The 18,592-nt window shown below is 70.7% G+C and carries 18 protein-coding genes and 1 pseudogene; 8 read left to right on the forward strand and 11 right to left on the reverse strand.

From position 1 onward, the window contains the following. Positions 1-132: 132 nt before the first annotated feature. A complete protein-coding gene (locus AB0C19_RS08870) occupies positions 133-960 on the reverse strand; it encodes an SAM-dependent methyltransferase (RefSeq protein WP_357181644.1) in 828 nt (275 codons plus the stop codon). A gap of 202 nt (positions 961-1,162) precedes the next feature. After that, a complete protein-coding gene (locus tag AB0C19_RS08875; protein WP_357181647.1) occupies positions 1,163-2,926 on the reverse strand; it encodes a DUF1996 domain-containing protein in 1,764 nt (587 codons plus the stop codon). A gap of 194 nt (positions 2,927-3,120) precedes the next feature. Here AB0C19_RS08875 and AB0C19_RS08880 point away from each other — a divergent pair, with 194 nt between their 5' ends. The 3 genes from AB0C19_RS08880 to AB0C19_RS08890 all read left to right on the forward strand — a co-directional run bounded on the left by AB0C19_RS08880 (position 3,121) and on the right by AB0C19_RS08890 (position 6,318). Then, positions 3,121-4,320, forward strand: coding sequence for a cellulose binding domain-containing protein (locus AB0C19_RS08880; protein WP_357181650.1), 1,200 nt, complete (start codon positions 3,121-3,123; stop codon positions 4,318-4,320). A gap of 9 nt (positions 4,321-4,329) precedes the next feature. Further along, the gene (locus AB0C19_RS08885) at positions 4,330-5,472 is read left to right on the forward strand and encodes a glycosyl hydrolase 53 family protein (RefSeq protein WP_357181653.1); all 1,143 of its coding nucleotides are present in this window, start codon (positions 4,330-4,332) and stop codon (positions 5,470-5,472) included. Between the two features lie 255 nt (positions 5,473-5,727). Next, on the forward strand, positions 5,728-6,318 hold the full coding sequence (locus AB0C19_RS08890; RefSeq protein WP_357181657.1) for a hypothetical protein: 591 nt from the start codon (positions 5,728-5,730) through the stop codon (positions 6,316-6,318). Here AB0C19_RS08890 and AB0C19_RS08895 read toward each other — a convergent pair. The 3 genes from AB0C19_RS08895 to AB0C19_RS08905 all read right to left on the reverse strand — a co-directional run bounded on the left by AB0C19_RS08895 (position 6,303) and on the right by AB0C19_RS08905 (position 9,177). After that, positions 6,303-7,598 (reverse strand): GAF domain-containing protein, encoded by a 1,296-nt coding sequence (locus AB0C19_RS08895; RefSeq protein WP_357181660.1) that lies wholly within the window; start codon positions 7,596-7,598, stop codon positions 6,303-6,305. The genes AB0C19_RS08890 and AB0C19_RS08895 overlap by 16 nt on opposite strands. A 185-nt stretch (positions 7,599-7,783) precedes the next feature. Further along, the gene (locus tag AB0C19_RS08900; protein WP_357181663.1) at positions 7,784-8,287 is read right to left on the reverse strand and encodes an O-acetyl-ADP-ribose deacetylase; all 504 of its coding nucleotides are present in this window, start codon (positions 8,285-8,287) and stop codon (positions 7,784-7,786) included. A 26-nt stretch (positions 8,288-8,313) separates the two neighbouring features. Then, complete coding sequence (locus tag AB0C19_RS08905; RefSeq protein ID WP_357181666.1) at positions 8,314-9,177, reverse strand: TIGR03620 family F420-dependent LLM class oxidoreductase; 864 nt, start codon at positions 9,175-9,177, stop codon at positions 8,314-8,316. Between the two features lie 152 nt (positions 9,178-9,329). On the opposite strand from AB0C19_RS08905, the gene AB0C19_RS08910 reads away from it, so the two are divergent. Beyond that, positions 9,330-9,857, forward strand: coding sequence for a hypothetical protein (locus AB0C19_RS08910; protein ID WP_357181669.1), 528 nt, complete (start codon positions 9,330-9,332; stop codon positions 9,855-9,857). A 1-nt stretch (position 9,858) separates the two neighbouring features. On the opposite strand, the gene AB0C19_RS08915 is transcribed toward AB0C19_RS08910, so the two are convergent. Together AB0C19_RS08915 and AB0C19_RS08920 are read right to left on the reverse strand one after the other, a co-directional pair. Continuing rightward, complete coding sequence (locus AB0C19_RS08915) at positions 9,859-10,506, reverse strand: response regulator transcription factor (RefSeq protein WP_112585182.1); 648 nt, start codon at positions 10,504-10,506, stop codon at positions 9,859-9,861. Then, entirely contained in the window at positions 10,503-11,609 is a 1,107-nt protein-coding gene (locus tag AB0C19_RS08920; RefSeq protein WP_357181672.1) for a sensor histidine kinase, read from the reverse strand. The genes AB0C19_RS08915 and AB0C19_RS08920 overlap by 4 nt, the downstream gene beginning before the upstream one ends. A gap of 138 nt (positions 11,610-11,747) precedes the next feature. Here AB0C19_RS08920 and AB0C19_RS08925 point away from each other — a divergent pair, with 138 nt between their 5' ends. Both AB0C19_RS08925 and AB0C19_RS08930 read left to right on the forward strand, forming a co-directional pair. Next, a complete protein-coding gene (locus AB0C19_RS08925; protein ID WP_357181675.1) occupies positions 11,748-12,341 on the forward strand; it encodes a CDP-alcohol phosphatidyltransferase family protein in 594 nt (197 codons plus the stop codon). Next, entirely contained in the window at positions 12,338-12,811 is a 474-nt protein-coding gene (locus AB0C19_RS08930; protein ID WP_357181677.1) for a VTT domain-containing protein, read from the forward strand. The genes AB0C19_RS08925 and AB0C19_RS08930 overlap by 4 nt, the downstream gene beginning before the upstream one ends. A gap of 14 nt (positions 12,812-12,825) precedes the next feature. Here the strand turns inward: AB0C19_RS08930 and AB0C19_RS08935 are convergent, their stop codons facing one another. Both AB0C19_RS08935 and AB0C19_RS08940 read right to left on the reverse strand, forming a co-directional pair. Further along, positions 12,826-13,488 (reverse strand): response regulator transcription factor, encoded by a 663-nt coding sequence (locus AB0C19_RS08935; protein WP_357181680.1) that lies wholly within the window; start codon positions 13,486-13,488, stop codon positions 12,826-12,828. Then, positions 13,476-14,636 carry a histidine kinase gene (locus tag AB0C19_RS08940; RefSeq protein WP_357181683.1) on the reverse strand — a complete coding sequence of 387 codons (1,161 nt, stop codon included), beginning with the start codon at positions 14,634-14,636 and terminating at the stop codon, positions 13,476-13,478. Before AB0C19_RS08940 ends, AB0C19_RS08935 begins: the two co-directional genes overlap by 13 nt. 131 nt (positions 14,637-14,767) lie before the next feature. Here AB0C19_RS08940 and AB0C19_RS08945 point away from each other — a divergent pair, with 131 nt between their 5' ends. Then, a complete protein-coding gene (locus AB0C19_RS08945; protein WP_357181686.1) occupies positions 14,768-15,169 on the forward strand; it encodes a DUF6069 family protein in 402 nt (133 codons plus the stop codon). A gap of 58 nt (positions 15,170-15,227) precedes the next feature. Here AB0C19_RS08945 and AB0C19_RS08950 read toward each other — a convergent pair whose 3' ends face one another. After that, entirely contained in the window at positions 15,228-16,070 is an 843-nt protein-coding gene (locus tag AB0C19_RS08950) for a LysR family transcriptional regulator (RefSeq protein ID WP_357181689.1), read from the reverse strand. 108 nt (positions 16,071-16,178) lie between these two features. Here AB0C19_RS08950 and AB0C19_RS08955 point away from each other — a divergent pair. Then, positions 16,179-17,000 (forward strand): annotated as a pseudogene (locus tag AB0C19_RS08955) (MFS transporter); the annotation flags it as partial. 306 nt (positions 17,001-17,306) lie between these two features. Here the strand turns inward: AB0C19_RS08955 and AB0C19_RS08960 are convergent. Continuing rightward, positions 17,307-18,515 (reverse strand): MFS transporter, encoded by a 1,209-nt coding sequence (locus tag AB0C19_RS08960; RefSeq protein WP_357181692.1) that lies wholly within the window; start codon positions 18,513-18,515, stop codon positions 17,307-17,309. Positions 18,516-18,592 lie beyond the last annotated feature (77 nt).

The following is an 18,592-nucleotide window of genomic DNA, read 5'->3' on the forward strand; positions in this document are numbered from 1 at the left end:
CTTAACCCCCCCCGCTTTATCGGGGTGTTTTTCTGTGACCGCGGGGGTTTGCTTTCCACCTAAAATGTTTTTTTTGGGTTGCTCCCGGGGGGGGGCCCCCCCCCCCCCACGGACCTCATTGGCAGACGGAGCCTACGGTTTGCGGGCGAGGAGCCCGACGAAGGTGTGGTAGGTGTCGGTCTGCACCGTTGCCGGTGCATCTGGCTCTGGGCGCCACTCGGCCAGCGGCACCAGCCCCGGCTCCAGCACCGTCAGCCCGTCGGCGAACGAGAGGATCTCCTCGTCGGTACGCCAGCGGCCGGTGCCCAGCGACTCGTTGAAGACCCGCTCGACCTCGCGGGCCTTGCGGGAGCCTTCCGGGTCTCGCTCGCCCGGGTCGCGGAAGTGCGAGATGGCCACGTAGCTGCCGGAGGGCAGCGCGTCGATCAACGCGGCCGCCACCGCCTTCGGGTCCTCGTCGTCGCCGAGGTGGTGCAGGATCGCGAAGAGCAGCAGCCCGATCGGCCGGTCGAAGTCGAGGAACCGGCGTACGTCCGGGTGGTTGAGGATCGCATCAGGCTCACGGATGTCCGCCTGGATCACCGTCGCGGTGCCCTCCGCGGCGAGCAGGGCCCGTCCGTGCGACAGAACTATCGGGTCGTTGTCCACATAGACCACCTGAGCCTTCGGGTTCTGCTCGGTGGCGACCTCGTGCACGTTGCCCTGGGTGGGCAGCCCCGAACCGATGTCGAGGAACTGGTCGATGCCGGCCTCGCTGACGAGGAAGCGAATCACTCGACGCAGAAAGGCCCGGTTGGCCTGGCCGGCTGCCGGCCCGTCCGGTGTGATCCGCAGAGCGTGCTCGGCGACCTTCCGGTCGGCCTCGAAGTTGTCCTTGCCGCCTAGGAAGAAGTCATAGACCCGGGCCACGCTGGGGATGTTGGGGTCGATACCGGGGGGTGCCGCCTTGTCGCGGGTCACAGGCGTCTCCGTTCGATGGGGATTGGCGCAGGTCGAGGTCTGCGGCGGTGCCGGCGTTCCGGCGAGTGTAACGATCGCGAGGATCGAATTTTGCCCCACTGGTATCGCTCCCAGTGAATCGTCCCCTCGGTATTGGCGACACACCGGGTCGCGGCCGGCAGCCGACCGCGACCCGCCCCGCCCGAGCGACGCGGCCCCGGTCTCAGGAGCAGTTCTTGCCCTTGTTGATGCAGGTGGCGATGCGCTGCATCGTCTGGGCGGAGTTGACGTTGACGAAGTCGTTGTGGTCGGAGAAGGGGTTGTGGTTCTCCTCGGGGAAGGAGTCGAGGGCGTACTGGCCCTTGACCTGCACGTCGCGGGCGATGTCGTAGGCCACGGTGATCCGCAGTTGCGGGATCGCCCGGAAGCCCTGCGGGCAGGCGCCGGTGGCCTTGTCGGCGAACGCGACGTGGTTGCGGTGGTTGTCGCTGTCGACGTTCCGGCCGTCCCAGCAGCCGGGGAAGTCGTGGACGCGCTGCACCTGACTGCCGGCGGGGCAGATCGGGTACTTGTCGGAGAGCCGGTCGGTGAAGCCCGAGCAGGTCCAGGTGGCACGGGCGTTGGCCGGGCCCCGGCTGGTGGGCTTGGCGTCGCCGGTGAGGGCCCGGAGGAACTTCGGCATCGGCACCACAGCGCTGACGGGGTTGCCGCGGTACTCGATCAGCACCTGCGCCGGGCGGACGATGCCGCCGGTGTTGCCGGGCAGCTCAAGGTTGGGTCCCTGCGGGTCGGGGAGCGCAGCGGCGGCGGTGGTGGGCGCGCTACTCGGTGCCGTCGGGGTGCTGGGGGCCTGGTCCAGCGTGCAGCCGGCGAGCGCTTCGAGACCCTGCGGGCGGGAGGCCTGCCGCCCGATCGCGGTGGCGATCCGGTTGAGCACGGCGACCCGCTTGGCGCGTAGCGGTCCGAGGATGGCGTTGTCGACGAACGCCGGTCCGCCCTGGCCGCGACTGGTGACGAGGCGTTCGTTGGCTTCGGAGATCTGCCGGTCGAGGTCGTCGAGGTTGCGGTTCACCTCGGCGAGCGCACGATCGGGTACGCCGGGCAACCTGTCCCGCACGGCCGGGCACTGGATTCGCGGATTCGCGGCCTGGGCTGCCTCGACGCTCTCCCGGTGGGCGCTGCCGGGCATCCGGGCGTGCATGTCGTCGTAGCTGACGTCACAGTCGACAAGCGAGACCAGGCCAGGCTGGCTACCGCCGGCGGTGGTGATCGTGGTGCTGATCTGCTTGATCATCGCGGCGCGGCGGGCCCGGAGAGAGTCGATGACCTCCCGGTTGAATGCGGCGTCGATGCGGCCCCGGCTGGCGGTCATCCGCTGGTTCGCGGCGGCCTGCTGGCGATCCAACTCGGCCAGCAGACGGTCGACGGTGCCGCGGGCCCCGATGGGGATGGCCCGCAGCCGTTTGCCGACCGAGGGGCAGACGACCATCGGCTGGGTCTGGGCGAGGGCCTGCTGGACCTGCTTGCCGCCGCGGACGGTCTTGTCGATACGGACCACCGGCCAGAAGTAGGACGACTTGTCGCCGTTGCGGCAGGTGGTGCCGGAGGCGTCCAGATCGGCGTCGGAGGAGTTCGCGGTGATGGCCAGGTTGCCGACGAAGTCGTGGACGTGTTCGGCGCCGTTGCGGATGCCGGGCTGCGCCACCGGATTGTCCGGGCTGAACTTGCCGTTGCCGTTCGTGCCGCAGTCGACGGTGAACCGGCCGGTCGACGCACCGGCGGCCGGCCTCGGGTTCTGCACGTTCGGCGGCACGTTCTCGATCGACACGAACTGGTCCAGGCTGGTGGCGGCATCCGCGGTGCCCTTGCCACCACTGGAGACGAAGGTGGCGGTGAGCGCGCCGGTGGCCGCCAGCACGAGCGCGGCCATGGCGATTCGGGCCGGCCGGGTCTGGACCAGTGCGGTCCCGTTCTTTCTGCGGTTCATCGGAATCTCCTCAAAGCCGGAAAGGGCTCCGGTGCTGTGCTGTCTCCCCTCGGTACGGGCCAACGGGCGGTCAACGGTCAGCGGTCACCCTGCACGTCACGGTTCGGTAAGAAGTCGGGCATGAGCCGCGCCGATCACCGGCCGAGGCGTGAGACACGTTGGCGATCATCGATCTGTTGCGGCATCGTCGACGTATGACAGGCGTTCGCTCGTCCTCGCTGTTCCGCCGTCTGCGGCCGGGCCTACTGGCTGCCGTCGGGCTGTGGACTGCGGTGCTCGGCACCGCTCTGAGCGGCGCACCGGCGGCCGACGCCGGCACCATGACGCCCGCCGCGTACCCGGGGGTCGCCCCAGCGCCCGGAGGGGCCGCGGTGTCCGTCGCAGCGCCGGCCGGAACCGCACCGCCAACGCCGACGCCGACAACGCCGTCCAGTACGCCGAGCACCTCGCCCGTCCTGCCGAGTGCGCCCACGAACCTGACCGCCAGCGAGGTCCGGAGCGCGTCGGTCACCCTCACCTGGACGGCCGCCACGTCCGGCTGCTGCGCCATCGCCGGGTACGACATCACGTACTACCAGGAGTTCGGCGACATCGTCTTCAGCGCCAGCGTCGGGGCCGTCACCAGCACCACGATCACCCGCTCCCTCGGGGCGGGCCAGCAGTACACGTTCCGATTGATCGCCCGGGACAGCCTCGGGCAACGCTCGAACTGGTCGAACGCGCTGACAGTGGTCACCCCGGTGACGGACACCGGCCCGGACACCACCCCGCCGACCGCGCCGCAGAACCTGACCGTCGGCGAGGTGACCGCCTCGACCGGCACGTTGTCCTGGTCGCCGTCGACGGACGACGTCGGCGTGTTCGGGTACAACGTCTACCGGTTCGACGGCTGGTTCACCTCGCAACTGGTCGCCACAGTGCCGGGTACGACGTACACGACGCCGCTACCCGCGTCGACGCCGCTGCGGAACCTGTACTACGTGCGGGCGCGGGACGCGGTGGGCAACGTGTCGATCGCGTCGAACACTGTCACTCTGCCCACGACGACGACCACTCCGACGCCCCCGCCGCCCTCGACCTGCCGGGTGACCTACCGGAACCAGTCCGAGTGGCAGGGCGGTTTCGTGGCCACGGCGACGGTCCACAACGCCGGGGCGGCACCGATCGACGGCTGGGCCGTCACCTTCAGCTTCCCGGGAGACCAGCAGGTCACCTCGGGGTGGAACGCCACGATCGGCCAGACCGGGACCACAGTGACCGCTCGTAACGTCGACTGGAACCGCGTCCTCGCGCCGAACGGCTCCGCGACCTTCGGCGTCCAGGGACGGTGGAGTGTCAGCGACGCGCCGCCGACCGGCTTCTCGCTGAACGGCGCTTCCTGCACAGTGGGCTGAAGGGGCCTCGTGAACACACATCCGGCCACACCCCACCATCGCCGCGCGCGTGCCCTGCTCGGGGCCATTGCGACCGGCCTCCTCGTCGTCGCCACCACGCTCGCCGCTGGGCCCGCGCCCGTCTCCGCAGCGAACACGCTCACCATGCGGGGTGCCGACGTCTCCTCGTTGCAGCGCAGCCTGGATCTCGGCGCCAAGTACTACGACGCCGGCGGCGTCGCTCGGGACCCGCTGGACATCCTGAAGTCCGTCGGCGTCAACTACGTCCGGCTGCGCGTCTGGAACAACCCGATCAGCGGATACAACAACAAGAGCGCGGTGTTGGGTCAGGCGAGGGCGGCCAGGGCGAAGGGCCTCAAGGTGCTCATCGACTTCCACTACTCCGACACCTGGGCGGACCCTGGCAAGCAGTACAAGCCAGCCGCCTGGGCCGGCCACAGCCTGAGCCAACTGCGTACCGACGTCTACACCTTCACCTACGACGTCTGCTCAAGCCTGCGGGGGCAGGGCACCCCACCGGACAGTGTGCAGATCGGCAACGAGATCAACGTCGGGATGCTGTGGAACGAGGGCAGGGTCGTCAACAACGACTTCGCCCCGCTGGCCGGGCTGCTGAAGCAGGGCTACAACGCCACCAAGGCGTGCGGCAGCGGCATCCCGGTGATGATCCATACCGCAAACGCCGACAGCAACGCCAACGCCCGATGGTTCTACGACGGCATCCGCGCCCAGGGTGTGCAGTGGGACATCACCGCCCAGTCGTACTACTGCATGTGGCACGGCAGCCTGGCGAACCTCTACAACAACATCGTCGACCTGCGCACTCGCTACGGCAAGCCGGTGGTGATCGTGGAGACCGCGTACCCCTTCACCCGGAACAACGCGGACAGCGAGCCGAACGCCATCGGCGACGCGACCTGTGACGGCATCAGCGCGACCTGGTCCGGGCAGGCCCAGGAGTTCGACTGGGTGCAGAACACCGCCCGCAACGCGGGTGCCATCGGCGTCTTCTACTGGGAACCCACCTGGTACGCCGTCCGCGGCAACGGCTGGGACCCGGCCAACATCAACGGCACCGGAAACCAGTGGGACAACATGGCCGTCTTCGACTGGTCCGGGCGGGTGAACCCGGGCGTACGGTGGACGCCCTGACCCTGCGCCGGGCGCGCGGCGACGGTTCCTGGCCTCTGCCAAGACCGCTCGGGCAGCGGCCACGATCCGTCGCCGAGCACCTATCGGGCGGCGGGCGCGAATCAGCAGGTGACTACCGCAAGGAGTGGCGTCCCTAGTTGCGCAGAGGTCGTCACCGGTGAGGCGGATCGAGACGCGCGAGGTGCGTCTCCTGCTGGGTGACAAGGGGGGGTACGCGCTCGCTCTCGGGCTATCCCGAGCTGACGCGATCCACGGATGCCCGGGGACAACGGCGCTCTCCAGCGTCCGTGGGTCGATACTCCACTGACCGGCGAGCGTGAGCACGGTTTCCTCATCCGGCCACGGCGACGTCTCGTCATCGTCGCCCCACGGTTCGTCCTCGTCGTCGGAGACAGTCACGACTCCGAGCGCCTGCTCCTCCAGCGTGCGTTCGCCGACGTCGAACAGCACCTCGCCGCGTTCGCCGAGGTAGGCGAATGCTCGCTCCACCACGCCGCCCCTGGCGCGCCCCCACCCGTGATATTCGACGACGCGATGAGTGCCGAAGTACTGCACCTCACCGAGCAACTGGCTGAGCGCCGCCAGCCAAGGGGTGAATCGGTCGTCTTCGGGTACGGGAACGTCCCTCGAAGCGGCGAGCGTCCACCGGTCAAGCGGCGGCGTGAGCAGCCACTGGCCTTGGTCGTCATACGCAGCGGTGACCGCATCACGCCAGGTGGCGGGAGTGGGACGGCTGAGGTTCAGCGCGGCCGCGACGGCATCGGCGTCGCGGTCACGTATGGCGAGCCAATCAATCTTGTAGCCGAAGCCGAGCGCTGCGTCGGGTGCCATCAGCGGTTGAGGTAGGCGGTCAGGCCACCGAGTTCCTCGCTGGCGATGAACACCGACCGCACGTTGAGGATGGCCTCTTCGACGTGGGCGGGGCAGCCCCACGCCGCGTCGCCCCACGAATCGGCGATCTTGACCTCGGCCGGCGCGGTGCACCCGGCGGCGCCGCCGAGCTGGCAGTGCTCGGGGTGCGGCGCGGCGGCCTGCGCGACCGCGGCGGCACGCATCTGGGTGGCGAGTTCCGCGGCGGCAGCGGCGCGCTGCTCGGCCTCGGCGCGCAGTTCCCGCTCCACGCGCAGCACCTTGGCCAGTTCGTCATTGGCCGACTTGGCGCGTGCCTCGGCGGCGAGCTTCGCCTGCTCGATGTGGTGGCGCTCGATGGCCAGGGCTGCGGTGCCGGCGAAGAGCCGGGTCAGGGCGAGGTCGGTGTCCTGCGGGACGCGCGGGGTGCGGTGATACATCGCGAAGGTGCCCAACAGGCCGCCGTCGCGGGCCAGGATCGGCGTGGACCAGCAGGCGGCCAGTCCGGCCTGGTCGGCCAGGTCCCGGAAGTCGTCCCAGAACGGATCGGTGGCGATGTCGGTGACGATGACGGGTTCGCGCCGGTGGGCGGCGGTGCCGCACGAACCGACACCTTCGCCGGTCGCGATGCCGTCGATGGCCTGGTTGTAGAAGTCGGGCAGGCTCGGTGCGGCGCCGTGGCGCAGGTGCCGGGCGTCGGGATCGGCGAGCAGGACGGAAACCAGCACCTCCTGCGGTGCGAGGTTCTCGATACAGCGGGCCATCCCGTCGAGCACCTCGGTCAGGGGTGCCTGACGGGCGATCTGCTCCAGCAGGGCACGGTGTTCGGCCATCAGCCGTTGGGCATGCTTGACCTGTGTGGTCTCCACGCCGAGCACACGGATCCCGGTCACGTTGCCGTCGGCGTCCCGCCGCGGCTCGTAGGTGAAGTCGAAGAACGCCTCCCGCGCCTGCGGGCCGCTGCCCAGCACGACCCGGACGTCACGGCCGGTGTACGGCTCACCAGTTTGAAAGACCTGGTCCAGGAGCGCGATGAATCCCTGACCGGCCAGTTCGGGCATCAGCTCGGCGATCGCCACCCCGACCCGTGCCCGCTCTTCGCCGATGCTGGCGAAGAACGCCGGGTTCGCCGTCTCCACCAGGTGCGACGGCCCCGCCAGAGACGCGAAGACGGCGATGGACTGCCCGAACAACGCCCGCAGGTCCTCCTCCGCTGGTTGCTCGGCAGCCGCCGAACCCGCAGCAGCAGTAGACCGTTGGCCTGGTACGGCGGTCATGGTGTGGGTCTCGCCTCTCGTCTGCGCATACGGGATCGCCGGTGGTGTCACCCGTCGGTGATGGGGGCCTCGGTGCGGCGGGAGTTGGCTGAGGCCACCGCCGGTGCAGCGTACCCACCTGCCCGACCTTCAGGTCCTACCCACCAACCAGGCACCGCAACCCGTCGCCCGAACAGCCACCAACCTCAACCCTGAAGCGCCGCAGTCAGCAGATCGCTCGTGGCGTCGTCGAAGGCGACAAGGCGAACACGCTCAACCTTCGTCGGCGTTGCTCTGATGGTCGAGACTGCGATCTTCGCTGCCTGGTCGGCCGGGAATCCGTACACGCCGGTGGCGATGGCGGGGAAGGCGACGCTGCGAGCGCCAATCTCATCGGCAACCTCAAGGCTGCGCCGATAGCACGACGCCAGGACGTCAGCCTCGCCGTAGCCGCCGCCTTCCCAGACCGGGCCAACGGTGTGAATGACATGACGTATTGGTGGATCCAGGTCAAAGGCTGGCGTGGCAACCGCATCGCCGGGATCACACGGAGCCAGTGCTGCCCCCGCCTGGGCCAGACGCGGCCCCGCCGCACGGTGAATCGCCCCGTCGACACCGCCGCCACCCAACAGCGACTCGTTCGCTGCGGTCACGACGGCGTCGACGTCCTCGCTGGTGATGTCGCCACGAACAACTTCGACCACAGGCATGGCTCGATGATGCCACCAGTCGGAGGTCAGATCAGGGCTGCGGCGAGGGCGCGGAACGCGTCGGCGGGGAACGTCTTGTCGTCGCCGCCGTTGAGCACCTGGATCGCCACCTCGTCCGCGCCGGCCTGGTAGTGCTTCTCCAACCCCGCCACCACCTTCTCGACGCTGCCCCACGGGATCAGGGCGTCGACGAGGCGGTCACTGCCGCCGTCGGCGAAGTCCTCGTCGGTCCAGCCGAATCGCCGCAGGTTGTTTGTGTAGTTCGGCAGTGCGAGGTACCCGCTCGTGTACTGGCGGGCGGTGGCGCGCGCGGTGGTGGCGTCCGCGTCGAGGACCACAGCGACCTCGGGGGCGAGCAGCCGGTCGGGCCCGATCGCCGCTCGGGCTTCCGCGGTGTGCTCGGCAGGGACGAAGTACGGGTGCGCCCCGGCGGAGCGGTCGCGGGAGAGTTCGAGCATTCGCGGGCCCAGTGCCGCCAGGATGCGTCGCTCGGGCGAAAGCCCGGCCGCGTCGAGGCCGTCGAGGTACTGCACCATCCGCGAGTACGGCTTGCGATAGTCGGTGCCGCCACTTTCCACCACCACCGCGTGGCTGGCGCCGAGACCGAGCAGGAACCGGCCGGGATGCGCCTGCTCCGCGTCCTGCGCGAACGCCGCCGCCTCGGGTGGCGATGAATGCCAGATGCTCACGATCCCGGTTGCGACCCCGATGCGCGTGGTCCCGTCCAGGAGTTCCCGGAAGCGGGGGGCGACGTTCTCACCGAAACCACCGGAGAACCAGATACGTGAGTAGCCGAGATCCTCCAACTCGGTCGCGGCGTCGATGGCCGCGCCCCGACTCTCGCTGGCCAGGAAGAACGGTTGCCACACGCTGACGAGTCGTTGTGCCATACCGCAACCCTACGACCGATCGGCCGCTGACCGCGTCAGCTAGCGCTCCCGAGCCCGATCTGATCTGACCGGGCCGTCGGCAGAGTCCGTGGCCCCTAACCCGAGGCGATCCACGGTAGCCTCGCGGCATGGGTTCAACCTCGTCGACGACCATGCGGCTCAGCCTGATGTGGATATCGACGGTGCTCCTGCTTGTGTTGTTCGCGCACGGACTGCGTGTCGAGTACCTGCCGATCGAGGCGCTAACCGGCAGCGTCTGGGCCGCACTCCTCGGCACGGGCGCAATCCTGTCGAGCAGGTTGGCCAGGTGGGGGCACGGCAAGAGTGCCACTGTGCTGCTGTGCGTTGCGGCCCTGGTTGCCTGCGATGTGGCGGTCGTCGTCGACAGTGCGTTGATCTACGACGGGGCCGGTTATTGGACGCTCAACGGTGGTGTCGGCCTGCCGTACTCATACGCGCCGTTGTGGTATCCGGCCTCGCTGCTGCCGTGGTTCGATGTCTTCGGCATCGACCAGACGGCCATCACGGCGGGCGATCTCGAGTGGCAGGCCGAGCACGTCGCTCCTGTGGCAGTGGTGCTGACCATCGCGTCGGCCCTCTTCATCGCCTTCGTGGCGAAGGGGCTGTTCGGGGGTTGGCAGGCCAGCCCGCAGCGTCGGCTGGTGCGCACCGATCCCTGACTCACGGCGTCAGGCCGGCCTGGATCGCCAGGATGGCGGCTCGTACGCGATCGCGGCTGCCGGTCTTGGCCAGCACGTTTGTCACGTGGGTCTTGACGGTGCTCATGGACAGGTAGAGGCGTTCGGCGATCTCGTTGTTGTTGAGCCCCGCGCCGATCAGGGCGAGCACGTCGGTCTCCCGAGCGGTCAGCTGGTAGGCCGCCAACTCCACGCGGGTGGCCGGCCCGGTGGCGCGGACCCGGTCGAGCACGGCACCGGTGACCTCGGCGGAGAGGACCGCCTCGCCGGCAGCGACGGTGCGCACAGCGGCGATCAGGTCGCGGGCGCTGGACCGTTTGAGCAGGAACCCTCGTGCTCCGGCGGCGATGGCGTCCAGGACGTAGGCGTCGTCGTCGAAGGTGGTGACGACGATGACGGCCGGGGCGTGCGGGATCGTGGCCAGCTCGCGGGTGGCTTGCAGGCCGTCGAGCACCGGCATGCGGATGTCGACGAGAGCGACGTCGATGCGGGAGTCTCGACGTACGGCGTCGAGGAACTGCCGGCCGTCGGCCGCCTCGGCCGCGACCTGGATGTCGGGTTGGGACCGCAGGATCAGGCTGAAGCCGTCCCGGACCAACTCCTGGTCGTCGGCGATCGCGACGCGGATCATTTGGTCGTCAACGGCAGGTTGGCCTGCACCACGGTGCCGCCGCCGGGGCGCTGGCTCAGCTCCCAGCTCCCGCCGCGCGCGGCAACGCGCTCCCCGATGCCGAGCAGACCCGAGCCGCTCGTGGGTGCGCGGGGCGGCCCGACGCCGTCGTCGCTGATCCGCAGGCGGGCGTGGTCGCCGACGCGGGCCAGTTCGACCCACGCCTCTCGGGCTTTCGCGTGGCGGGCGATGTTGGTGAGGGCCTCCTGGGCGATGCGGTAGGCGGTCAAGACGCCGATCTCGTCCAGGCCCGGCTCCGGGTCCAACTTGACCCGCACCGTCACGCCCTGTTGGCGCAGCGGCTGGGCGAGCAACTCGTCGATGTCGGACAGGCGCGGGGGTGCGCTCACCGCTATCGACGCGTCCGGATCGCGCAGGTGCACGACCAGCGTGTCCAGCTCGCTCAGTGCGGTGCGGCCACTGCCCGCGATCGCCCGCAGCGCCGCCCCCGGGTCGTCACTGAGCTGCCCCGCCTCGGCCTGCACCACCATCGCGGTGACGTGGTGGCCGACCACGTCATGCAGCTCGCGGGCCAGGTTGGTGCGCTGTTCGAGCCAGGCGGCCTGGCCGCGCAGGTCGTCCGTTTCCCGGGTCAGGGCGCGGCCGCGTGACCACGATCGCAACAGGATCGCCAGGAGGTAGCCGGCCGTCACGAAGAAGAACGGCTGCTCGTACACCCCGCGCTCGTTGAACAGTGCGGTGGTGAGGGCGCCCGCCGCGCCGATCAAGCCACCCACCCACCCCAGCCACGGGTGTCGGGCCGGGTCCTCGCAGACCGAGACGAACACCAGGCCGGCGGCCGCGAGGCCCAACTGCACCGACTCGCCGGTGCTCACGATCGCCACGAACCCCGCGCAGACCGCGAAGACCAGGGTTCGGTAGTGGGGGCGCAGCGCCGTGGCCCCGAGGCCGACAGGCAGCACCAGCCACGCCCAGCCCGCCGGCACGGAGACGCCGTCCTCGACTGTGGTGACCACGGCGGCGATGATCAGACCAACCGCACCGTACGCGAGCCGGCGCACCCGCTCGGGGTCGCGCAACCGTTCGCGGATTCCAGTCGTCATCCGCACAGTCTCCGTGACCAGCCGGAGGGCCGGCCAGTACCCAGGTACCGAATCGGCCGGCACCCCGGTACCGCCCTCGGAACCAGATCGGCACCGCGGCATGTTCCGCGAAAACGCCTGCCGGACGACTCTTCAGAGGTGACTCTCGTCGACTCCCGCGCCGCCATCACCGTCGGCCCGCTTCGTACGGTTCCCAACTACATCACCGCCGTTCGCACGGTCGCCGCTGTCACCGTCGGTATCGTGGCCCTCGTCTCCGGTTCGGTGGCATTGATGGCGATATCGTACGGTATTTACTGGCTCGGTGACGTGCTCGACGGCTGGGCCGCCCGCCGGCTCGGACAGGAGACCCGCGCAGGGGCCGTCTTCGACATCGTGAGTGACCGCGCGTGCACCGCCGTACTCTGCGTGGGCCTGGTCTCCCTCGTGCCGGACGTCGCTGTCGTGGCAGTTGTCTTCCTGCTCTCGTTCCTGGTGCTGGACACCATGCTGTCGCTGGCGTTCCTGTGCTGGCCGGTGCTCAGCCCCAACTACTTCCACCTCGTCGACCGGCGGGTGTGGGCGTTGAACTGGTCACCAGTGGCCAAGGTCGCCAACACCGCCGGCGTCATCAGCGCCATCGCGTTCGGGCAGTACCTGCTCGCGCTGGGCGTCGCCGTCGCCGCCGTCGTGGTCAAGCTGTGGTCGGTCGCAGCGGTGGTCCGGCTGCTCGAACGGGACGGCCGGGCATGAGCAGCCTCGTCGAGGCCGTGGTGGCGCTCGGCTACGGTGTCGCTTCGGCGCTCGTCCCGATCGTCAACGCCGAGGCCTTCGCCGTGGTCGCCGGGCAACGCGGCGGCCACGCTCTCGTCGCCGTGGTGGTCGCCCTGGCGCTCGGGCAGACCGCCGGCAAGCTGCTGCTGTTCGAGTCGGCGCGTCGCGGATCGGGGCGACTGGCCCGGAAGGTCGCGAAACGGGGCAAGAAAGGTCGCGCGGCGACTCGGGCCGCGCGGTGGACCGAGCCGATCCGACGCTGGCTCTCCCGCCGCCGCACCGCCCTACCGACAGTGCTGGCCTCCGCCGCGGTCGGGGTTCCACCGTTGGCCGTCGTCAGCCTCGCCGCCGGCACCGCAGGCCTTCGACGCTGGGAGTTCGCCGTCGCCTGCCTTTCCGGGCGGGTGATCCGTTTCGCAGTGCTCGTCCTGCCAGCGGTGCTGGCCTGACCGCGGCTCCCCGGTCAGAGGAGCCGACCGTCGTGGGCGAGCAGGGCTATCTGGGTGCGGTTGTCGAAATCCAGCTTGGTCAGGATGTGCGAGACGTGGGCCTTCACAGTCGTCACGCTCATCAGCAGCTCGCTGGCGATCTCGGCGTTGGAGCGCCCCTGCGCGATGGCCAGCACGACGTCGCGTTCCCGGGGCGTGAGCACTGCCAACCGCTCGTGCGCCTGCTCGTAGGACTCGGCCCCCGACGCGACCCGCTGCATCAGGCGGCGCGTCACGCCCGGAGACAGCATCGGGTTGCCGGCCGCCACCGCACGGACCGCCTGACTGATCTGCTCGGGCGGGGTGTCCTTGAGCAGGAAGCCGCTCGCGCCTGCCCGGAGGGCTCGCACCACGTGCTCGTCGGTGTCGAACGTGGTGAGCACGATGATCTCGGGTGGCCGGTGGCGGCGGCGCAGGCGCTCGGTGGCGGTGATGCCGTTGACGCCGGGCATCCTGATGTCCATCAGCACCACGTCCGGCAGGTGCCGGTCCACCGCCCTGATCGCCGTGGCACCGTCGGCGGCCTCGCCCACCACGACGATCCCGTCGGCGCCGTCGAGCATCAGCGTGAGCATCCCCCGTACGAGGGGATCGTCGTCGACGATGACGACCCGGATCGGACCCGTCACGTCGGCCACGGCAGCCACGCGGTGAGGTGGAACCGGCCCGCGGCGTCGACGTGGTGGGTGACCCGGCCACCGGTGAGCGCAGCCCGTTCGGCGAGGCCGATCAGGCCGGTACCGGCGCTACCGGTAGCGCCGCAGTCGGGCGTGGTCGGGTTGCTCACAGCGATGCTCAGGCCGGAGCCGGGCGCGCCGCCGAGCACCAGCCGGACCGGCTGACCGGCGGCGTGCTTGCGGGCGTTGGTCAGTGCCTCCTGCGCGATCCGGTACGCGGTGCGTCCAACCGTCGGGGGGATCTCGACCGGCGGGCCGAGCGGGTCGTCGACCTCGATCTGTTGCCCGGCAGCCCGCGCCTCGTCGACCAGGCGCGGCAGGTCGTCGAGGGTCTGCCCGGGTGGCGCGTCGGTCGGCGACTCGGTGTCGTCGCTGCGCAGCAGGGTGATGACCTCGCGCAGCTCGTCGAGGGCATGGTGTGCGCTGGCCCGGATCACCCCGGCGGCGGCGCTGAGCCGCTCGGGCGGCGCGTCCGGCCGGTACTCCATCGCGCCAGCGGCAGCCGCCAGCAGGGACAGCCGGTGGGCAAGCACGTCGTGCATCTCCCGCGCGATCCGGTTGCGTTCCGCCGCCCGCGCCTCGTCGACCCGTCGTTCCTGCTCCTGCTCGGCCCGCCGGGCCCGGTCCCGCAGCGCCGCCAGCAGGGCGTTGCGGGCCTGCGCCCAGGTGCCCCAGCCGAGCAGGGCCGCGTAGGCGATGGTCATCAGCACCAGCCGCCACCCGTACGGCAGGCTGGACACCGGCCGCCAGAGCGCCTGCACCGCCTCGCCCGCCACGCCGACCGCCGCCACCGCCGCCGCCTGCCGAAACGGGCGGTTGCGGGCGATGAACAGCACCGCGAAGCTGGCCACCGGCGTGGCCACCGGAGACAGCGCGACGAGCAGGCCGGCCAGCACGCCACCGATCTGCGGGCTGCGGACGACCACCGGGACGAGGGCCAGGGCGGCCACCGCCAGCGCGACGTCGACGCCGACCAGGCCGGCGGAGCTGGACCGGGTGGCGGACCACAACATGGTCGCGACGAGGGCGCCGATCGCCACTGTCGTCACTACCACCGGGACGGAACGCCACGTCCGCGGCGGCTTGACCTCGCACGTCGCCGCATCCACACGGCGCACGCTACTGGGCTCACGGCCGCCCGGACCACCTCCTTTGGTAGTACGCCGAGCCGCCAGCGGACGTACCCGCCGCGGCGTCTGGACCGACGCGTCCGGCCCGGCCCGGTCCAGAGACTCAGACCATGACGAACAACCTTCTCCTGGGACGGGCCGCTGTGGCGGCCGGCGCGATTGTGGTGGCGGTGGTCGAGTTCGCGCTCCTGCACTCGGCGGCCGGCGTCGACCTGGCGGTCAGGTCCGCAGACTCGACCCGGCAGGTCACTGTGGCCGCTGTCATCGTGGCCACCGCTGTCGCGGCACTGGCCGGCTGGGCACTGCTCGCGGTGCTGGAACGCCGTACCAACCGCTCCCGCGTCTGGTGGACCTCGATCGCTGTCGTCGTCCTGCTGCTGTCACTCGTGACTGGGCCGCCGAGTGGCGTCGGCGGGGGAGCGAAGGCTACCCTCGCGCTGCTGCACCTGAGCGTCGGCGTCGTCCTCATCATCGGTCTGCCCCGGTCGCGCCCGGGACGGGCGAGCCGATGACCACGCCCACCGTTGGAAAACAGGACGGTGTCTTCGCCCTCGACTCCGGGCCAGGTGCTCAGACGATGCGACGGAGCACCGTCTCCACAGCGTCGATCAGCGGATCACCCTCGGTCCGTGGGTGCCGGGCGAGACCGAACTCGACGTCCGGCAGGACGGGCAGGGCAGCCGTGTCACGGCAGATCATGACCGGTTCGAGGTTCGCGGGCATCAGCGCCGCCACGCCGAGCCCCGCCCGTACCGCGGCGAGCACTCCGACCAGGCTGTTGCTCTCGAAGGCCACCCGCCAACGTCGATCGGCACGCTCCAGCGCGTCCAGCACCGACGTACGCCAGGAGCACGGGTTGGAGAAGAGGACCACCGGCAGCGGATCGGCGGTCACGTCCACGCCCTGCCCGGTCGCCCAGACCAGCGGGGCGCGCACCGTCCAGCGCGGCGGCCCGGGAATGTCCGGTACCGCGTCGAGCACGAGTTGCACGCGGCCTGCGTCGTAGGCCTCCCGCATGGCGGCGTTGGAGCAGCTGAGCACCTCCAGCGTCGCCCCGGGATGCAGCCGGGCGAGGTCGGCGAGGGCCTGCGGAAGGTGGGCCGCGGCGAGGTCTTCGAGCAACCCGACGCCACAGTGGCCGGTGAGCGCGCGTCCGGTTTCGGCGAGTGCCTGTGCGGAGAGCGAGAGGATGCGTTCGGCGTACGGCAGAAGTTCTTCGCCCGCCCCTGTCGGCGAGACACCAGACGACGACCGGTGCAGCAGCGGACGACCGACGACGCTTTCGAGCTTGCGTAGCTGCTGGCTGAGACCGGGCTGGGTCTGCCCGAGAGCGGTAGCGGCACGGCTGATGCTGCCCTCCCGCACGGCGGCGACGAACGACCGCAGCAGGGCGGTCTCCAAGTCCCTTGCCATAAGCAATCATTATGCCAGCCTCAACGAAATGACGTCTTCTTATGGCATGCTGGCGGAACTAGCGTCAATCGGGTGACCAGCTACCGGCAGGTGCTCGCCGTGCCAGGGATGGCGCCGCTGCTGGGTGTCTCGTTGCTCGCCCGCACCGCGATAACTGCCGACGTGATGGCGCTGACCCTCGTCGTCGTCCTCGGCCTGGAGCTGAGCTACGCGGCAGCCGGTGGGGTCGCGGCGGCCCTGACCGCTGGAGTGGCGCTGGGCGGGCCGCTGCTCGGCCGCATGATCGACTCACGGGGCCTGCGCCTCGTCCTGCTGGTGACCGTCACCGCGCAGGTCGTGTTCTGGCTGGGCGTGCCGGTCCTGCCGTACGGGTTCCTGCTGGTCGCCAGTTTCGCGGCGGGCCTGTTGATGGTGCCGGCCCAGGCGGTGAGCAGACAGGCGATCGCCGCGATGACGACGGCGCAGCAGCGCCGGGCCGCGTTCGCGCTGGAATCGGTGCAGGGCGAACTGTCGTACATCGTGGGGCCCGCGGTGGTGATCCTGGGCGCGGCGACGGTGTCCCCCGACGTGGTGGCGTGGGGGGTCGGCGCCGCGATCCTGGCCGGCGGTGTCGGCATCGCCGCGCTCAACCCACCGATGCACGCTAAGGACGAGGCGGACGCTGCCGCTGCGGACCGACCCCCACGCCAGCAGTGGCTGGACGCCAGGATGATCGCCGCGCTGACGATGGCGTTCGGGACGACGACGCTGCTCAGCGGCGTCGATCTCGCCATCGTCGCCACCCTGCGGGAGGCAGGTCAGGTGTCCTGGGCCGCCGTGGTCGTCGTGGTGTTCGGCGTCTCGTCGGTCATCGGCGGGCTGATCTACGGCGCGTTGACCCGACCACTGCCCACCTGGCTGCTGCTCGCCCTGCTCGGGCTCGTGACGATCCCCGCCAGCCTGGCCCACGAGTGGCAGTGGTTGTGCGTGGCCGTCGTCGGCAGCGGACTACTCACCGCGCCGACCCTTGGCACGGTGGCCGACACGGTGAGCCGCCTGGCGCCGCCCGGAGTGCGCGGCGAGGTGACGGGTCTGCAATCGTCGGCGCAGAGCGCCGGGTTCGCACTCGGCGCCCCGCTCGTCGGCGTGGCGATCGACCTCTCCGTGCCGGCGGGCGGTTTCGCGACGGCTGGCCTTGCCGGCCTCGCCGCCGCGGGCACCGGATACCTGCTGTCCCGCCGCTCACCCGCACGGACGTCAGTGCGGTCCTACCACCCGGGCCGGGGCGACGGTCGGCTCCGGCGCGACGACGCGGCCGCGACGCGCGTCCACGGCGAGCAGCGTGAGCGCGGCCAGCGCCAGCAGCCCGCCGGCGAGCGCCAGCGGGCGTGCCCCCGAGGTGGGCAGGAGGGCGCCGCCGAGCAGTGATCCGCCGGCGATGCCGGCGTTGAAGGCGATACTGACTCCGGCCGACGCGATGTCGGTGCTGCCCGGGGCCAGGTGCAGCATCCGGTTCTGCACCGCGGAGCCGAACGCCGCGTACGCGAGGCCGATCCCGGCGAGAAGCGCCACCACGCCCGGCTTGAGCGCGCCGAGCGCGTAGAGCCCGAGCAGCGAGGCCATCCCGATGGCCAGCGGCGTCAGCAGCGAACCGATCGGTCGGGTGTCCAGAGTCCGGGCCGCGACCAGGGTGCCGACGACGCCGGCCGCGCCGGAGACGAACAGCAGCGGCGCCAGCACCGCGTCGGCGAAGCCGCTGACGTCGAGCAGGAACGGTGTCACGTAGGTCTGCAGGGTCATGAAGCCGCCGATGCCGAGGGCGGTGGCGATCAGCAGGACGGCGAAGCGCCGCCCGTCCGGTGCGGTGCCCCGGGCGGCGCCGCCGGCGGCCGGGGGATAGGAGGGAAGAAGGAGCAGCACAGCGGCGGCGATCGCCACACCGATACCGGCCAGCACCGCGAACGCCGCGCGCCAGCCGGCTTGCTGCCCGAGCCAGGTGCCGAGAGGTACGCCGAGCACCGGGGCGAGCGTCGCCCCGGTCGCGAACAGCGCCACCGCCCGACCGCGCACCGCGACCGGGAACGGACCGATCACTGTCGCCGTGGCGACGGACCAGAACAGCGCCTGGGCGAGGGCGGTCACCAGGCGGGTGCCGGCCAGCACGGCGTACGTCGGCGCGAGCGCGGCAGCGGCGTTCGCGGCGGCGAACAGGAGCATCGTGACGCCGAGCAGGTGCCGCCGGGGGACCCGCTGAGTCAGTCGGGTCAGCGGCACGGATGCCAGCACCACCACGACTGCGTACCCACTGACCAGCAGGCCCACCTGTGAGCGGGACCGGTCCAGATCGGGTGCGATGCGGGTCAGCAGACCGACGGGCAGCAGCTCGGTCGTGATGAACGCGAACGCGGCGAGGGAGAGCGTGACGAGCACGGCCCTGGCCCTTCGCGGCGACACCTCCGGTGCCATGGCCCACCCCCCATTCCAGGGGGTCACCGTAATGGAGGGCCCTACCCCCGCTCCGCGCGCGGGCCTCGGCTGCCGTC

The sequence above is a fragment of the Micromonospora sp. NPDC048842 genome, from assembly GCF_040649935.1.
GTDB classification, from domain to species: Bacteria; Actinomycetota; Actinomycetes; order Mycobacteriales; family Micromonosporaceae; genus Micromonospora; species Micromonospora hortensis.